Consider the following 16,473-nt stretch of genomic DNA (forward strand, 5'->3'; position numbering starts at 1 on the left):
TACATGATTTTCGGGCAATTATATCAATTGGTCACATTTCTTAATAAAACTAATGAAGTCCACTTCTTATGGAAAAAAATGAAAATTTGCTAGCCACACGACGCTTCTTGCCCATGTTCTGTACCCAGTTTCTGGGCGCGCTGAATGACAACGTGTTTAAGCAGGCTTTGCTGCTGGTGATTACCTATGGCTGGATCAGTCAGCAATCTGGCAGTATCAGCACCCTGAATAATCTGGCGGCACTGCTGTTCATTTTACCCTATTTTATTTTCTCGGCCACAGCCGGACAAATTGCCGATAAATATGAACGCTCGCAGCTGGTGCGTTATTTAAAACTGCTGGAAATTGCGGTGATGTTACTGGCCACGGTCGGCTTCCTGATTGGCAACTTATGGTTACTGATGTTTGCCCTGTTTTTAATGGGTACCCAATCGACCTTTTTTGGTCCCATCAAATATGCGATTTTGCCAGAAATCCTGAAACCGAATGAGTTGATGTCGGGAAATGCGCTGTTCCAGTCCGGCACCTCAATTGCCATTCTGGTCGGGATGATTCTAGGCGGCGCGGTGATTTCCCTCTCCGCTGGTAATTTACTCTGGATCAGCCTGACCGTGCTGGCTATTGCCGTGGTCGGTTATCTTGCCAGCCGTTTTATTTTAAAACAGCCGATTGCTGCACCGCAGTTACAGGTGGACTGGAACTTTTTCCGTACCAGTATTCAAACCTTAAAATATGCCAAAAACCTGCCGCTGATTTTTCTGATTTTACTCGGTAACTCCTGGTACTGGTTTTATGGCGCGACGTATCTGACCCAAATTCCGCAGCTGACCCAGCAAAACCTGCATGCGTCTGAAAATGTGGTCAGCTTATTGCTAACTTTCTTCTCGGTCGGGATTGGTGTCGGTTCATTACTCTGTCGTAAAATTGGCGGCACCGAGGTAAATATCAAGATGGTGCCGATTGGTGCGGTCGGTTTAACCGTATTTGCGTTTTATCTGGCTGCTGCACTGGCCTTTGTACCACCACAAACTGGTGAACTACTGGGCTTAAGCGAAGTCTTTCAGCAAGGCTGGAGTTATTATCATGTGATGCTAGCCGTGACCTTGCTCGGTATTAGTGGCGGTTTTTATATTGTGCCCCTATATGCCATGATGCAAGCCTATTCACCGCGCTCGCATCGTGCCCGGGTGGTGGCAGCCAATAATATTTTAAATGCGATTTTTATGGTTTCTTCAGCCATCTTCTCGATTATTATTTTAAGCGTGCTGCAAATTGACCTTAAAATTCTGTTTTGCATTACTGCTGTTTTAAGCGCCATATTCACCATCTGGCTCTTGTTTAAACTCAAGTCTATGCTTGATACTGCAGCAGACCCTCTGGAGGATTAAATTCATGCGTCATTACACCGGTCTCGACAAGTTTATTCATTCATTTGATCAGGCCTTACGCAGCCTGGTTCCGGGCGTCACCTCGGCTCAGCGCGATAATCCTGGGCAAAATACTCCAACTCAATTAGCAGTGAGTGAAGCGCGTCATGTGGCGGGATTAATGCGGGTCAATCATAGTGGTGAAGTTTGTGCGCAGGCGCTGTATCATGGTCAGGCACTGACAGCGAAGCTCCCGAATGTACGCCGCGAAATGGAACAGGCCGCCATTGAAGAACAGGATCATTTGGCCTGGTGTGAAGACCGTTTAAAAGAACTGGATAGCCATACCAGCCTGCTCAATCCGGTCTGGTACGGACTATCTTTTGGCATGGGCGCTATTGCCGGAATTGCCGGAGACAAATATAGCTTAGGTTTTGTCGCTGAAACTGAGCGTCAGGTCAGCCTGCATTTAGAAGATCATATTCGTCAATTGCCAGCACATGATGAACGCTCGCGCAAAATTCTGGAACAAATGAACGAGGATGAGCTGCATCATCGTGATACGGCGCTAAATGCAGGCGGGGTTGATCTCCCTGCACCTGTACATATTGCTATGACCGGTATTTCAAAACTGATGACCAAGACTAGTTATTATATTTAAGCGTTTTATCTTCATCATGTTTGATGAAAGATTCCAAAAACAGCCTGCATCCTCGCAGGCTGTTTTATCATGCGTGTGCAAGCTTAAGTAAAATCAACACGACCAATTTATCTACTTAATTTAAAAAGCCCGGTATAAAAACCGGGCTTGCTGATAAACCATGTCATCTTCACGCTGAACATTGAATTACAGGAAATGGATGGGGCTGATGAGCAAATGCCGCATTGTGCCACAGCTCGAACATCGGGATTTTTACATCCAGCGCCAGCGGTAATTTTTTCGGATTAAATTGCATTTGCTCCAGGCTTGTCCCCCAAGCAATTAAATCCACATCTAAACTGATTTGATGTGAAGGTCGTACCCGCCCGGAATCTGCTTCTAACTGTTTTAGCAAGGCCAGAATCTGCTCGACACTGTGTTCACTCTTGAGCAGACAGGCGGCATTCCAGTAATCCGCACCAATCCCATCCCGGCACGGAATCAGATAAATCGAGGAACACTGCAAACGCCCCAAACGCGACAGCGCAGCAAATGCCTGTTGAAAATGCTGTTCAGGATGAGAATTACTCGCCAGTGCTAGGGCGAAAATCGTTTCGGTGGCGTTCAAGACGAATTCCTACAGATTGGGCTTGCGGGATAATGGCAGGCTTGCGGATGCTAATCATAATCGATTCAACTGTAGGATAGTGAGCAAAAAGTGCATCCAGCACCAGCTTTGCTGCATGTTCAATCAATTTTGGCTGAGCGGCCTGAATCACTTGCGCAGAAATTTCGCAAATTTCGGCATAGTTCAGGGTATCTTCCAGTTCATCAGAACAGGCAGCCTGCTCCAGACTGCACTGAATGCTTAAGTCCAGCAGCAAAGGCTGGATAATCTGACGCTCCCAGTTAAAACAGCCCACCACTGTTTCGACCTTTAAGCCTTCAATAATAATTGCGTCCATCGGATTACTCGGGCGTGTATAACGTGAATCATCACCTGCTTGCTACATCAGCATCACGTGTGTCGCTTTGCGATGTAGCAGCAACAGCTTGTTGTATAAAAGCTGGGCGATGTCTATAAATTAATGTTTGAGCAACAGATTTGGGTCCATACTTTGTACCATCTGCAAGCGCTGGTCGGCATAAATGTCGGTATACGGCGCCAGGATACGCATGAAACGGTCAAAGTACAGCATTTGCTTGAACAGCAGCGCGAAATCACGCGGGAAACGGATGCCATGACGTTCACCAACCGCCACCATATCCATCATGATGTCATTTAAATCGGCCGGATTTGAACTGAGGATTTCCTGTGGATCGGCCAGCAGTACACCACTAAACAGACGTTCCAAATCTTGCGCCAGCACTTGGGTGTTAATCTGGGTATCGGTCATGCCCATTTTCAGCATGTTTTCCGCCATCAGCGTGTAGTCGGTATTCTGCAAGGCATCCATAAAGGCGATACAGGCCGTCCAGACTTCAGGCTTCAGCTGCCCGACAATACCAAAATCAATAAAACCGACGCGGCCATCTTCCAGCAGCATCAGGTTGCCAGCATGCAGGTCGGCATGGAAACTGTTACACATCATCAGGCTGCCAAACCAGGTATTCATGGCGGTAATTAACACCTGCGACGGGTCTTTGGCGTACTGCTTCACCACTTCAAAATCGGTTAAAGGCACCCCGAAAAGACGCTGCATGGTCAACACCCGGCGAGTGGAATACTGATGATACACCTTTGGCGCTGTTGCGGCCTGATTCTGGGTCAGGTTCAGATAATTGACAAAATCATCCAGGTTTTTGGCTTCTTCAATAAAGTCGACTTCGCGCACCATACGGACTTTAATTTCTTCGACAATATCGGCCAGAGAGGCGAATTTCACTTTCGGTACGGCTTTTTCCAGCAACTTGGTGGCCCAATGCAATACATTCAGGTCGGTATATAAAATGGTTTCCACACCCGGCTTCTGAACTTTAATCACCACATCTTCGCCCGAGACCAGCTTGGCAGCATGCACCTGGGCAATAGAAGCCGAAGCCAGCGGGGTTTCATCAATCGAGGCAAAAATTTCGCCTAAATCACGCCCGGCGAATTCTGAAGCCAGCACCTGCTGTACATAGCTAAACGGCAATGATGGAGTTTGATCTAAACAGCCCTGAAACTCTTCCACATACTCACGTGGAAACAAAGATGGCGTGCTGGCAATAAACTGTCCCAGCTTGATATAGGTTGAACCGAGCGATTCAAAGGTTTCACGCATCAGTTTGGCGTTGCTGGGTTTTTCAGTCGCATATTTCAGGCCGGCTTTGGCCGCCACGACCGCCGTTTCGCCCATACGCGCCACGGAACGAAGGCCATCTAACCAGATATTGTTTTTCATAATGTCTTCGATGAAATTAAATTTGAGTCAGTGTAGCAAAAATTTGATGTCAGATAGATTTATCTTACCTGACAGCATGGGCAATTTCGGTCTTTTTCAAATGCCAGCAGGCGCTGTTTTAAACTCAGCCCATCCCAGAGCAGCAGCTTCTGTTTTAACGCAGCAATTCCCAGTCCTAAATAGATCAAGGCATGATGTGCCTGTAAACTGGCCATCACATTCGGAGTCGTGGTCAGCACACCGGAATCGGCGCAGCGCAGGCTTTCATTGGCCTGATCTTCTTTTGGAAACAGGCATTCATAACAAGCCGAATCGCCTTCCACCATAAACAGCTGGCCCTGAAAACCAATAGCCGAGGCGCTAATCAGCGCCACCTGATGCTGCACACAAACACGGTTGACCAGATAACGGGTACTGAAATTATCGCAGCCATCCAAAACCAGATCCTGCTGGGCAATCAGTTCGGCAGCATTGCTGTCATCCAGTTTGGCTGTGATGGCATGCACCTGAATATGCGGATTAATCTTTTGCAGACGCTTGGCCAGAATGTCGGCCTTATAGAAGCCTAAATCTTCTGCGCTATAGGCAATTTGACGTTGCAGGTTACTGATTTCAATCGTATCTGCATCAATGAGGGTGATTTTTCCGACCCCGGCGCGCGCCAACAGTTCGGCACTGCTACAGCCTATACCGCCACAACCGACAATCAGCACATTGGCCAGTTTTAATTTTTCCTGCGCTTCGATATCCCAACCATCCAGCAAAATCTGGCGACTATATAAATGCATTTCTGCATCGTTCAGTTCCTGCCAGTTATCCTCAAGTGTCACCATTTATCTTCCTGTTTTTTGCTGGCTATAGTGTAATTCGATTGATTTTTTTTAACAGCCTTACCCGCTGTTTTTTCGGTTTTCGCCACCCTTCGTTTTATGTACAACCTCTTGGTCTGGATGATATGTAAACAACTGTCTTGCCTGATGCGCTTTTGTTGAGCGCAGATATTGTTTTACCCTGAATCTGTATGAGTTAGGTGAGACCGCTACGCGAAGCACAAAAATCGTTTTACTCTGCTTGTGAATGAGTTCTTTTGCGTAAAAGCGCATTTACTGACATCAGGAGCAAAGCACATGAACGATCAACATAACCGCGACAAATTATGGGAACTGATTAAAGATGTACGCTTCACCATGATCAGTCACCACACCGAAACCCAAGAAATTCATGCACAGCCAATGACCATGCTCAATTCTGAAAAGCTGCATGAACGTCAGAATTTGTATTTTATTTTGCGTGACAGCAATGATCTGGTGACAGCAGTGACCAGCGGCCGTAACCAGATTGGTCTGGCGTTTTCCAAACCTTCAGACGGGATTTATGTGTCGATGAGTGCACATGCGCAAATCAGTACCGATCGCGCCCTGATTGATCAGCTCTGGAATCCATGGGCGGAAAACTGGTTTAATGGCAAGGATGATCCTTCGGTACGTGTTCTGGTGGCAGAAGCGATTAGTGCCGAATACTGGAATGTCACCGACAATAAAGTCACCCAGTTATTTAAAGTACTGAAAGGCAATCTGACCGGTAAAACTGGTGAACCCAATTCTGAACACCAGAAAATGGATTTATAACAGCCACATATACGCCTTGAAATAGCCCTAAAAAGTCACGCCTTGACCTATTTTTCGCAGGCGCTAGCGTGACTTTTTATAGATAAAAATAAAACTGATAAAAATCAATATCAAGAAACCAAATGTAATGACATACAAATTACATAAATTAAATAATTTTAATTGTCTTCTATCTCCTCTTAACTGACTTTTTCCAACAGTATCTGTTTATCAATTTCCTGCTGCTTAAGGATATTGCGTTGAATCTTGCCGCTGGAGGTTTTGGGTAAAGCCTCAACAAATTCAATCTCTTTCGGATAGGCATGTTTGGATAAACGTGAACGCACATAATGCTGCAGTTTTTGTTCCAGTGCTGGACTCGCAGCAAATTGCGCTTTTAGCACCACAAAGGCTTTGACGATTTCAGTACGTTCCGGGTCCGGTTTACCGATCACCGCCGATTCCAGCACTTCTTCACATTCCAGCAAGGTGCTTTCCACATCAAATGGACCGACCCGATAGCCCGAAGTTGTAATGACATCGTCCGCACGTCCAATAAAATCAATCCCGCCCAGTTCATTTAAACGTACCGTATCACCAGTTAAATAATACTGGCCCACAAAGGATTTACGGTTATGTCCGGCATAGCCTTTAAACCACATTAATGGAGATTGTGATTCATCCAGCGCCAGCGTGCCAATTTCACCCGCGGCAACTTCCTGATGCTGTGCATTTAATACCGCAAAACGATGTCCCGGAATGGCATAACCGGCCGAGCCCACTTTTTTGTGATGTTCCAGCGCATGATGATTGGCAATCACCATGCCCAGTTCAGTTTGTCCGTACTGATCGTAAACATTGACCTCGAGATCCTGTTTAAACCAGTGAATAACTTCTGGGGTTAGTGGCTCACCGGCACTGCTGACCACGCGCAAGGTTTTAGGTACACCGGCAAATTTTTCTTTAAAGCCAAAGAACATACGAAATGCTGTGGGTGAACCGGCCAAATTGCTAACCTGATATTTTTGAATAACTTCCAGTGCGTGATCGACACTAAATGGTCGTTCATCCATGATAATACTATGCCCCAGACTGAGCGGCCCGGTAATACCATAATACAGCCCATAGGCCCAGCCTGGATCAGCCAGATTCCAGAACGAATCTTCAGCACGTAAATCCACCGCATGCTGCATATAACCTTTAAAGGCCAGCAAGGCTTTTAAAGGCACCGGCACCGATTTTGCCAGACCCGTAGTACCCGAAGTAAACATCATCAGGAAGTCATCATCAAAGCTGCGCAGTACCGGCTCAAAACTGGCTGAATACTGATTCAGCTGCTGCCAGAAATCGGCATCACTTGTTCCGGCTGCTTCGGCACCGACAGTTAATATACCAATCTGCTGCAACGAACTCAGTTTGGCGCGTTGCTCGGTATGGGTCACAATAAAGCGGGTATTGGCAGTCTCGAGCCGGTGTTCAATCGCTTTCGACTCAAAGGCCGTAAATAGCGGCTGATAGACCGCGCCCATCCGCCAGGTGGCCAATACGGTAATCAGTAATTCCGGAGTTCTTGGCAGCAGACCGGCAATACAGTCGCCTGCTCTTAAACCCTTAGCCTGAAAATAATTGGCCAGCTTGCCCGAAGCCTCAGCCAGCTGATCAAAACTCCAACGAGCTGATTCACCCTGCTTGCCTTCCCAGATCAGTGCAGTATGCTGCTGTCCAGAATATCGGCCACAGCATTCGGTATAGGCATTCAGTGCCTGTGCCGTTCCCTGTAACTGGGTAGCAATCAGTTGTTCCAAATTAAAATCTTGATAGGCGTCTTGCAACGTTTTCATGGGGGCAACCTCTTATCCTTCGGGGCGATTGATCTGCAAAAACATCCGTATTGCAGGACGTGTTCCTTGTTGTTTTCATGCCATCGGGCTGATGGTCTGCAGTCCATCCGACTGCAGGGTTATTTCTTATACGGCTATTTTTAGGTTGTGCCCATGCAAAGTGGTCTTCACATGGGAGATGGGTTAGATGATGAATAGCATCTTATGCTTCAGTTCAGCATAAGGACAGCGCGACTGCAATTTCCATTGGCCTCAATCGTGATGCCGTGTTTGGACATATTGCTGTATCAATGCCGGTTTAAGGCTGGGTCACAGCCCGGGCGATTACCAAACGCTGAATATCCGAAGCGCCTTCATAAATCTGGCTAACCCGAACATCGCGGTAAATCCGTTCTACCGGGAAGTCGGACACATAACCATAACCGCCATGAATCTGGATGGCATCGGAGCAGACGCGCTCTGCCATGGTTGAAGCAAACAGTTTGGCCATCGAAGCCTCTTTTAAACACGGTAAACCGGCATCTTTTAAGCTGGCTGCATGCAAAATCAACTGACGCGCCGCTTCAATTTGCGTGGCCATATCGGCCAGACGAAAAGCCACTGCCTGATGTTGCACGATCTCAACCCCAAAGGCTTTACGTTCATTGGCATATTCCACGGCGGCATCTAAAGCAGCACGCGCCATCCCCACCGATTGGGCAGCAATCCCGATCCGGCCTGACTCCAGATTGGACAAAGCAATTTTATAGCCTTCGCCTTCCTGACCGAGCAGATGATCAGCTGGAATACGGCATTGATCCAGCACAATAGTCGCCGTATCGGAACAATGCTGCCCCATTTTGTCTTCTAAACGCGATACGATATATCCGGGGTTCTCGGTCGGGACCAAAAAGCAGGAAATGCCTTTTTTGCCAGCAGATTTATCGGTCACAGCAAAGACCAAAGCCAGCTGGGCGTGTTTACCAGTGGTAATAAACTGCTTAGTGCCATTTAATATCCAGCTGTCACCATCACGTTCAGCCTTGCATTCGATGGCACTAGCATCGGAACCGACTTGCGGTTCGGTCAGGCAAAAACAGCCTAACCATTCACCGGTCGCCAGTTTGGTCAGATAATGCTGTTTTTGCGCTTCAGTGCCATAACGCTGAATGATGCCGCACGGTAAAGAGTTTTGCACACTCACAATCGTCGAAATCGCACCATCTCCTGCGGCAATTTCCTCTAAAGCCAGCACCAGCGAGATATAATCCAGACCGGCACCACCCCACTGTTCCGATACAGTCATACCCAGTGCACCTAAAGCGCCCAGCTCTTTCAGTTCCTGTGCCGGAAACTGTGCGGTTTTATCGCGTTCGGCTGCGGTCGGTTTCAATTTCTCCTGCGCATAGCTACGCATCATGTCCTGAACCATTTTTTGTTGTTCATTTAAAATCATTGCTTTCTCGTTCTCATTACGTTGGATTCGGCTGAAGTACGCTGGCTGATCTAAAAACTTGGGGGATGGTCTAGCTGCAGCATCAGCACGACAACCAGACCAGATGGGTTTATCTTATTTTTATTTACTTAGGCTATTTATTTAACCCAGCAAAGGGCTGCTTTTTTAAGCATTGTACTTATTTAGGCTGCATCCGGATCGCACCATCCAGACGAATCACCTCACCATTCAAATAGCCATTTTCAAAAATCTGTCCTACCAACTGGGCAAACTCATGTGGCTTAGCCAGACGCGGTGGATATGGCACCATCTGCCCCAAAGCATCCTGCACATGCTGTGGAAAGGCTTTCAGCATTGGTGTTTCCATAATCCCCGGTGCAATGGTCATCACGCGGATCGATTCACGGGCCAGTTCACGCGCTAGCGGCAAGGTCATCGCCACAATCGCACCTTTGGACGCAGAATAGGCCGCCTGACCAATCTGTCCTTCATACGCCGCCACTGAAGCGGTATTGACAATTACACCGCGCTCTTCTTCACCAGCTTGCAGTTGATATTTGGCCATCAGCTGCGCAGCAAAACGAATCATGTTAAAGCTGCCACTGACATTAATGTCCAGCACTTTCTGGAACATGCTTAAGCTATGTAAGCCTTCTTTGCCCAGCACTTTGGCTGAAGGTGCGATGCCGGCACAGTTGACCAGACCATTTAACTGGCCATAGTGCTGCTCAATCTCGGCAAAGAATTGCTCTACCGCGGCTTCATCGGTCACATCCAGCGCCTTAAACTGGGCTTTTTCACCCAATTGCTGTGCCATTTGCGTACCCAGCTCCTGATTCATATCGACCAGAATGACATTGGCCCCCTGCTCCACCAGATACTGTGCAGTAGCAGCGCCCAAACCAGATGCACCACCGGTAACCACACATACTTTTCCTTGAATCTTCATTTTATTTTCCCAAATAGTTTTGTTATCAATGACACATACTCGACTTAAGATGCAGAGTAATCAGACTCCAGCTTGAGTACAATTTCCAAATACAGCATCCTGCATGATGCCTTTGAACAATAGCATTTTTAACATAATTTTAAATTGAATAGACACGCGATGACGCCATCCCATTTGCATTATAGTAAAGGCACCATTTCTATTGCACTGGTGCATGAAGCACTGCAAGCCGCCCAGCAGCAAGGGGTGGAAATTCACTCCATTCTGACCCGGGCCGGTATTCCGCTGGAGCTGATGCATTCGGCCAAAGCGCGGGTGTCGGTGCTGCAATATGGGCAGCTGTGGATTGCCCTGGCCGATGCCATGAATGATGAGTTTTTTGGTATGGACAGCCATCCGCTGCGCCGTGGCAGTTATCGTTTATTGTCCAAATGGGTCTACTCTGCCGATACCATTGAAACCGCACTGAAAGAGATTCTAAAGTTTTTCAACCTAATTCTGGATGATCTGCGCGGGGAACTGCAGCTCAACAAAGATGCTGCTGTGCTGACCCTTCATGATCGGGCGCAGCCCAAAGCCATGTTCAGTTATGCGACTTATTTAATGCTGGTGCATAGCCTGATCTGCTGGCTCAGTGGACAGCGCATTGCCATTCAAAAAATCGAACTAAAATGCCCGGCTCCAAGCGATGATGCAGATTATCGGGTGCGCTTTTGTGAAAACATTCGCTATGAACAACCCGACAACCGAATCTATTTTGATGCGCAGGCTTTGGGTCTAAAAATCAAGCAGGATGAGCGCAGCTGGAAACGCTTTTTACAGCAAACCCCGTATAACCTGCTGGTGCGTTTTAAAAATCCGCATGCGTTAAGCACGATGATTCGCAAACAACTGATGCAGCGTCCGCCAAGTGAATGGCTGGAACTGCATGAACTGACCCGACAACTGAATATGTCAGGCGCCACTTTTCAGCGCCGTTTAAAACAGGAAGGTACCAGCTATCAGCAACTGAAAAATGAAATCCGCCGCGATACCGCGATTGAACTGCTATCGAAAACCGAGCTATCGCTACAAGATATTAGTGAACGGCTGAATTTTCATGATCCAAGTGCCTTTCACCGAGCCTTTAAAAAGTGGACTGGCTTAAATCCGGGGGCCTACCGGCAGAATCAAAGCTAGCCGTTATTTATGCTGATATTTTTAACTCAGAACTTTTAAATATAAGTTGCAATATGAAGCACTTGGCATTTCAAGTGCAGTATTTGAACCGGTCATTCATCGTAACAGCATTGCCAATCACCCCAAAATAGATTAATTTTCACTCAATTTATCGCATAGATTCTATGCAATTTTGGCTGTAATCCCTCCTCCTCCTTGTTGTACTCCATCTTTAGAGGTTCCCATGCTTAAGATGATTGATGTGCTTGCACAAAATCTGGTTCAAAATTTTAATCACGCACTTTCTACTCCTTCAGAGCAACTTGATGAATTGCTGAATCAAGGCATTCTCAACACCTCTGAAGATCAGTTACGTAATGCGATGGCGGCATTTTTTGATCGTGAAGATGCGCTAGAAGCGGCACAAGCCTTAGATATTCCTCAGGAAGATCTGCACGCCTTACAAGCAGGCTTAGCACTTAAAGATGAAAACCTGAGCGAAACGGCAAAAATTGTAGCGCTGTGTCTGGCTTTAGAAACCGATAGCCTGGCTCAAGTGGAAGTATCTGACTGTCTGCAAGATTATCCAATGTAAATCTTGAGCAGTTACCCAACGCCTTATTCAAGTGACGCTACGGCGTCACTTTTTTTGACTGGATTATACTGAATCATCCCAACGTATACGGCTTGCATTGCCTTGTCCGGCTATGGAACACTACGGCTGAGCATCCGCGCAGAAGCACTATGATTATTCGGGATAAAAGCAACAGTTTCGCATTACTTTTTGCATGGTCAGGCACCATCTTGCCCAAGGTCATGCCGGCCTTAATGATGGTGGTGTTCATTTCCACCGTGCTGGTCTATCTGTCCTCGCATCATTATGTACAGGCGCCGACCGTGCCCGCGATTGGCTTTACCATTTTCGGGGTTATCCTGTCGATTTTCCTCAGTTTCAGAAATACTGCCAGTTATGAACGCTGGTGGGAAGGCCGCAAATTATGGGGGCAGCTGATTGCCACCTCACGCCATCTTGCCCGTGATTCCTATGTGTTGCCGCCCGCCGAACGTCAGGTGCTGATGTATCGGGTAATGCTGTTTAGCAATTTACTGAAAAACCGGCTGCGCACCCAGAATGAGCCGATTGATTTTTATCATAACAAGGTCAATTTAAGCCCGGCCGATTATCAGGCGCTGTTTGGGCATATTAATGCAGCCCAGTTTATTCTGGAACAGATTCAGAAAGATCTGGTCAAGGCCCTGCACAGCGGCGAACTGTCAGATATTGTCTATCATGGCCTGAACAAGCACATTATCAGCTTAGGGGATATTCAGGCCGGTTGTGACCGGATTCTGACCACACCTTTGCCGTTTTCGTATTCGGTATTGCTACACCGCACCGTGTACTGTTTCTGCTTTATTCTGCCTTTTAGTTTAGAGGCGAATTTAGGTATCTGGACCCCCATTCTGGTGGGATTGATTGCCTATCTGTTTTTGGGCTTGGATGCCTTAAGCGAACAGCTGGAAGAACCGTTTGGCCTGCAAGACAATGACCTGCCACTGAGTGCCATGGTCCGGCTAATCGAACGGGAAATGCTGAGTGCCTTGGGTGAAGAATTACCTCCGGCCATTCAGGCGATTAAAGGCAACCTGACTTAATCGCCGAGTTGGCCGATAGTCACCCGATCATTACCGCCATAATCCAGAATGGTGCGTACCGCAACAAAACCGGCATCGTTAAAGATATTTTGCACAGCTACTGCCTGATCATAACCATGCTCTACAGCAATCCAGCCTTGCGGTTTTAACCAGTGCTTGCCTTGCTGAATAATAATCTCAAGATCAGATAAGCCCTGCTTGGCCGCCACTAAGGCCCGTTCAGGTTCGGTGGCCAAATCTTTCATATGTACATCATCAGCCGCAATATACGGTGGATTCGACACAATCAGATCAAACCTCGGTTCGGCAGGAACGCCTAAAGCAGCAAACCAGGCGCCCAGCTTAAACTCTACCCGCTCAAAGTTATGCGTCTGCGCATTTTCTTTGGCAACCGCCAGAGTCGGCGGATAAATATCGGTTGCAGTCACCTGCCAATCCGGACGTTCCGATGCCAAGGCCAAGGCAATCGCACCGGTGCCGGTACCCAAGTCGATAATCGCCGCTTGTGCCGGTAAATCCAGTTGCAAACAGCTTTCTACCAGTACTTCGGTATCTGGTCTTGGCACCAGGGTATCTGGTGTGACTTTTAAATCCAGTGTCCAGAATGGCTGTGAACCGGTGACATAGGCCAAGGGTTCACCTGCTTCAATCCGGGCAATACCCGCAAGATATTGCTGTTCCTGTTCTGGGCTTAGCTCACGATCGGCCTGATATTTCAGCGCCAAGGCAGATAAACCTAGAATATGCTCCAGTAGCCAGAGATTTTCCTGACGTTCGTAGCTGTCTGCTACGCCACGAATGGCCAGTGCATCGGCAATTTTCATTAGCCACCATTTTGCTGGGCAAGTAACGCCAGCTGATCGGCCTGATATTCACGGTGCAGGCTGTCCAGCAATTCGGTTAAATCACCTTCCATCACTGCATCTAACTTATATAAAGTTAAGTTAATACGATGATCGGTCATCCGCCCTTGCGGATAGTTATAGGTGCGAATACGCTCGGAACGGTCACCGGAACCGACCAAGTCACGACGCATTTCCGAAGTGGCAGCATCTGCTGCAGCACGTTTGGCATTTTCCAGACGTGAGGCCAATAAGGCCATGGCTTTGGCTTTGTTCTTGTGCTGCGAACGTTCTTCCTGACATTCCACTACCGTTCCGGTTGGAATATGGGTAATACGCACCGCAGAGTCAGTTTTGTTGACGTGCTGACCACCGGCACCCGACGCGCGGTAGGTATCAATACGTAAATCTGCCGGGTTAATATCCACCGTGGTATCGACATCAATTTCAGGCAAAATAGCCACGGTACAGGCGGACGTATGTACACGGCCTTGCGATTCAGTTGCCGGAACACGCTGGACACGATGTGCGCCACTTTCAAATTTCAGGCGGCCATAGACCCCGTCACCATTAACCAGACAAATCACTTCTTTATAGCCGCCGTGTTCGCCTTCGTTTTCTGACAGCACTTCAATACGCCAGCCTTGAGATTCGGCATATTTGCTGTACATGCGGAATAAATCGCCGGAGAAAATTGCTGCTTCATCACCACCGGTGCCGGCACGAATTTCCAGATAGGCCGAGTTGGCATCATTGGGATCTTTAGGAATCATCAGGATGTTTAAATCCGCTTCCAGCTGTTCAATCAGTGCCTTGTTTTCCTTGATCTCTTCCTGCGCCATCTCTTTAAAGTCAGGATCGGACAGCATTGCTTCAGCCGTTTCAATATCGGCTTCGGCCTGGGTATATTTGCCCCAGACTTCGGTAATTTCGCTCAGGTCATTGTGTTCGCGCGACAGCTGGCGAAAGCGTTTGTTATCGGAAATGACTTCAGCATCGGCCAAGAGTGCTGTTAATTCTTCGTGACGGTCAGAAAGTTGATCTAATCGTAAACGTAACGATTCTTTCATTGTGCAAATTATCTCAATATACAGGCTGTCGCCCTAATTCAATAAGGCCAGCGAAATCAAAAAATTGCCATAGTTTAACGATTCTGGCCAGCAAATAACATCTTTATTCGTAGCAGAAACTGCGTGGTTGATGGCCAAATCCGGCAAATACGCTACAGCGTGCAAGAGATGCATCCTGCCTCTTTCAATTTAAAGTCTGGGCTGCCGATAAAATCGACAGTTTTAATACAACTTATACAAAGCCGAAACCAAAGCACTGAATTATGAAGGTGCCTCTCCATATTTGCAGGGAATCCTTTTGTTACATTTACTGCCATCAAATGACATTAAAAAGTCCGCTCTTGGACATGGAGTGAATATGAAACTCAATGCTGTTTTATTAAGTGCAACGCTTGCTGCCACTTCTTTCATGACGGTGAATGCACATGCTGACAATGCGACCCGTGTAGCTGCAGCCAGTGCCTTAGGTAGTGTCGCAGGTACAGCCTTAGGTAAAAACATGGGCGGTACCACGGGTGCAACCATTGGTGCGGCTTTAGGTGGTGCAGGTGGCGCAGCTGTAGCCAGTAACAAACGCCATCGTACTGAATCTGCCATTGGCGGTGCCTTAGGTGGCGGTGCGGGTTATACCGTGGGTCAGAACATGGGCGGTACGAATGGTGGTTATATTGGTGCAGCGCTCGGTGCAGCCGGTGGTGCAGCGCTGGGTAACAAGATTTCCAAAGATAAAGAATACGACCGTTACCAGGAACGTAAATGGAAGAAAAAACGTCGTCGTTAATTCTCCCCTTGTAAAAAAAGCATCTTCAGGATGCTTTTTTTACGCCTGGGATTTCATTTTTTCAGTAGATGGATGAGGAGGCAATTATGAAGAGATTCGACAGAAAAATTACACAGCGTTGACCAAAATTAGCATTTTGACACCTGTGCCCTCCACGATCTTTTCTCAAAGTTTTTCTACATTAAAGTCAAGACAAATTGAATGTGCTCTTTGGAGTGTAAGCATGAAGATCAACAAAATTTTATTGAGTACAGTACTGGCCAGCTCAGCGCTTATGATGGGTACAGCACACGCCGACAACAACACCCGTGTCGCAGTAGGTTCCGCTTTAGGTGGTGTGGTCGGTGCAGCCATTGGCCAGCAAATGGGCGGCTCAACCGGTGCGTTAATTGGTTCTGCCTTGGGTGGTGCCGGTGGTGCAGCAGTCTCTGCCGATAAACGTGACCGCAATGGTGCAGCCATTGGTGCCGCTTTAGGTAGCGCTGGTGGTTATAGTGTCGGTAAAAACATGGCCGGCAGCAATGGTGGTTATATTGGCGCAGCCTTAGGTGGTGGTGCCGGTGCAGTATTAGGCACCAAAGTCAGCGAAGATCGCCGTTATGATGACCGTTATGACCGTCGCTACGACAGCCGTGGCTACCGTTACAACGACTATCGTTATAATGACCGTTACCGCAGTGATAATGGCCTGCATCTGGGTCATTATAAAAACGGAAAACGCCGTTAATTTCAAAGTTCAGAAT

General features: G+C 47.5%; 17 protein-coding genes. 8 read left to right on the top strand and 9 right to left on the bottom strand.

Annotated elements, in window-relative coordinates:
• The first annotated feature begins 68 nt into the window (after positions 1-68).
• On the top strand, positions 69-1,388 hold the full coding sequence (locus P253_RS05450) for an MFS transporter (RefSeq protein ID WP_016659084.1): 1,320 nt from the start codon (positions 69-71) through the stop codon (positions 1,386-1,388).
• A 4-nt stretch (positions 1,389-1,392) separates the two neighbouring features.
• Positions 1,393-2,028 carry a 2-polyprenyl-3-methyl-6-methoxy-1,4-benzoquinone monooxygenase gene (gene coq7 / locus P253_RS05455; RefSeq protein WP_016659085.1) on the top strand — a complete coding sequence of 212 codons (636 nt, stop codon included), beginning with the start codon at positions 1,393-1,395 and terminating at the stop codon, positions 2,026-2,028.
• 169 nt (positions 2,029-2,197) lie between these two features.
• Here the strand turns inward: coq7 and P253_RS05460 are convergent, their stop codons facing one another.
• The 4 genes from P253_RS05460 to P253_RS05475 all read right to left on the bottom strand — a co-directional run bounded on the left by P253_RS05460 (position 2,198) and on the right by P253_RS05475 (position 5,224).
• Positions 2,198-2,635, bottom strand: coding sequence for a 2-amino-4-hydroxy-6-hydroxymethyldihydropteridine diphosphokinase (locus tag P253_RS05460; RefSeq protein WP_005178682.1), 438 nt, complete (start codon positions 2,633-2,635; stop codon positions 2,198-2,200).
• Positions 2,592-2,972: a dihydroneopterin aldolase gene (gene folB / locus P253_RS05465; protein ID WP_016659086.1), complete on the bottom strand. Its 381-nt coding sequence runs from the start codon at positions 2,970-2,972 to the stop codon at positions 2,592-2,594. The genes P253_RS05460 and folB overlap by 44 nt, the downstream gene beginning before the upstream one ends.
• 120 nt (positions 2,973-3,092) lie before the next feature.
• Complete coding sequence (locus tag P253_RS05470; protein WP_016659087.1) at positions 3,093-4,391, bottom strand: ABC1 kinase family protein; 1,299 nt, start codon at positions 4,389-4,391, stop codon at positions 3,093-3,095.
• 59 nt (positions 4,392-4,450) lie between these two features.
• On the bottom strand, positions 4,451-5,224 hold the full coding sequence (locus tag P253_RS05475) for a HesA/MoeB/ThiF family protein (RefSeq protein ID WP_016659088.1): 774 nt from the start codon (positions 5,222-5,224) through the stop codon (positions 4,451-4,453).
• A gap of 294 nt (positions 5,225-5,518) precedes the next feature.
• Here P253_RS05475 and P253_RS05480 point away from each other — a divergent pair, with 294 nt between their 5' ends.
• Entirely contained in the window at positions 5,519-6,019 is a 501-nt protein-coding gene (locus P253_RS05480) for a pyridoxamine 5'-phosphate oxidase family protein (RefSeq protein WP_005178694.1), read from the top strand.
• A gap of 179 nt (positions 6,020-6,198) precedes the next feature.
• On the opposite strand, the gene P253_RS05485 is transcribed toward P253_RS05480, so the two are convergent.
• The 3 genes from P253_RS05485 to P253_RS05495 all read right to left on the bottom strand — a co-directional run bounded on the left by P253_RS05485 (position 6,199) and on the right by P253_RS05495 (position 10,223).
• Entirely contained in the window at positions 6,199-7,839 is a 1,641-nt protein-coding gene (locus P253_RS05485; RefSeq protein WP_016659089.1) for an AMP-binding protein, read from the bottom strand.
• Between the two features lie 298 nt (positions 7,840-8,137).
• Entirely contained in the window at positions 8,138-9,274 is a 1,137-nt protein-coding gene (locus tag P253_RS05490; protein ID WP_016659090.1) for an acyl-CoA dehydrogenase family protein, read from the bottom strand.
• 178 nt (positions 9,275-9,452) lie between these two features.
• Entirely contained in the window at positions 9,453-10,223 is a 771-nt protein-coding gene (locus P253_RS05495) for a 3-hydroxyacyl-CoA dehydrogenase (protein WP_005178702.1), read from the bottom strand.
• Positions 10,224-10,382: 159 nt separating this feature from the next.
• On the opposite strand from P253_RS05495, the gene P253_RS05500 reads away from it, so the two are divergent.
• The 3 genes from P253_RS05500 (at position 10,383) to P253_RS05510 (ending at position 13,037) form a co-directional block, all read left to right on the top strand.
• Positions 10,383-11,402, top strand: a complete 1,020-nt coding sequence (locus P253_RS05500) for an AraC family transcriptional regulator (protein ID WP_016659091.1) — start codon at positions 10,383-10,385, stop codon at positions 11,400-11,402.
• Between the two features lie 223 nt (positions 11,403-11,625).
• A complete protein-coding gene (locus P253_RS05505) occupies positions 11,626-11,976 on the top strand; it encodes a hypothetical protein (RefSeq protein WP_005178707.1) in 351 nt (116 codons plus the stop codon).
• A 149-nt stretch (positions 11,977-12,125) separates the two neighbouring features.
• Positions 12,126-13,037 carry a bestrophin family protein gene (locus P253_RS05510; protein WP_016659092.1) on the top strand — a complete coding sequence of 304 codons (912 nt, stop codon included), beginning with the start codon at positions 12,126-12,128 and terminating at the stop codon, positions 13,035-13,037.
• On the opposite strand, the gene prmC is transcribed toward P253_RS05510, so the two are convergent.
• Together prmC and prfA are read right to left on the bottom strand one after the other, a co-directional pair.
• The gene (gene prmC, locus P253_RS05515; RefSeq protein WP_016659093.1) at positions 13,034-13,861 is read right to left on the bottom strand and encodes a peptide chain release factor N(5)-glutamine methyltransferase; all 828 of its coding nucleotides are present in this window, start codon (positions 13,859-13,861) and stop codon (positions 13,034-13,036) included. The two genes, P253_RS05510 and prmC, sit on opposite strands and share 4 nt — an antisense overlap.
• Positions 13,861-14,949 (bottom strand): peptide chain release factor 1, encoded by a 1,089-nt coding sequence (gene prfA, locus P253_RS05520; RefSeq protein ID WP_005178710.1) that lies wholly within the window; start codon positions 14,947-14,949, stop codon positions 13,861-13,863. The genes prmC and prfA overlap by 1 nt, the downstream gene beginning before the upstream one ends.
• Before the next feature lie 358 nt (positions 14,950-15,307).
• Here prfA and P253_RS05525 point away from each other — a divergent pair, with 358 nt between their 5' ends.
• Together P253_RS05525 and P253_RS05530 are read left to right on the top strand one after the other, a co-directional pair.
• A complete protein-coding gene (locus P253_RS05525; protein ID WP_005178713.1) occupies positions 15,308-15,730 on the top strand; it encodes a glycine zipper domain-containing protein in 423 nt (140 codons plus the stop codon).
• 223 nt (positions 15,731-15,953) lie between these two features.
• Positions 15,954-16,457 carry a glycine zipper domain-containing protein gene (locus P253_RS05530; protein ID WP_005178715.1) on the top strand — a complete coding sequence of 168 codons (504 nt, stop codon included), beginning with the start codon at positions 15,954-15,956 and terminating at the stop codon, positions 16,455-16,457.
• Positions 16,458-16,473: the final 16 nt, after the last annotated feature.

Origin of the sequence: Acinetobacter indicus CIP 110367 (genome assembly GCF_000488255.1) — a bacterium.
Classification (GTDB): domain Bacteria; phylum Pseudomonadota; class Gammaproteobacteria; order Pseudomonadales; family Moraxellaceae; genus Acinetobacter; species Acinetobacter indicus.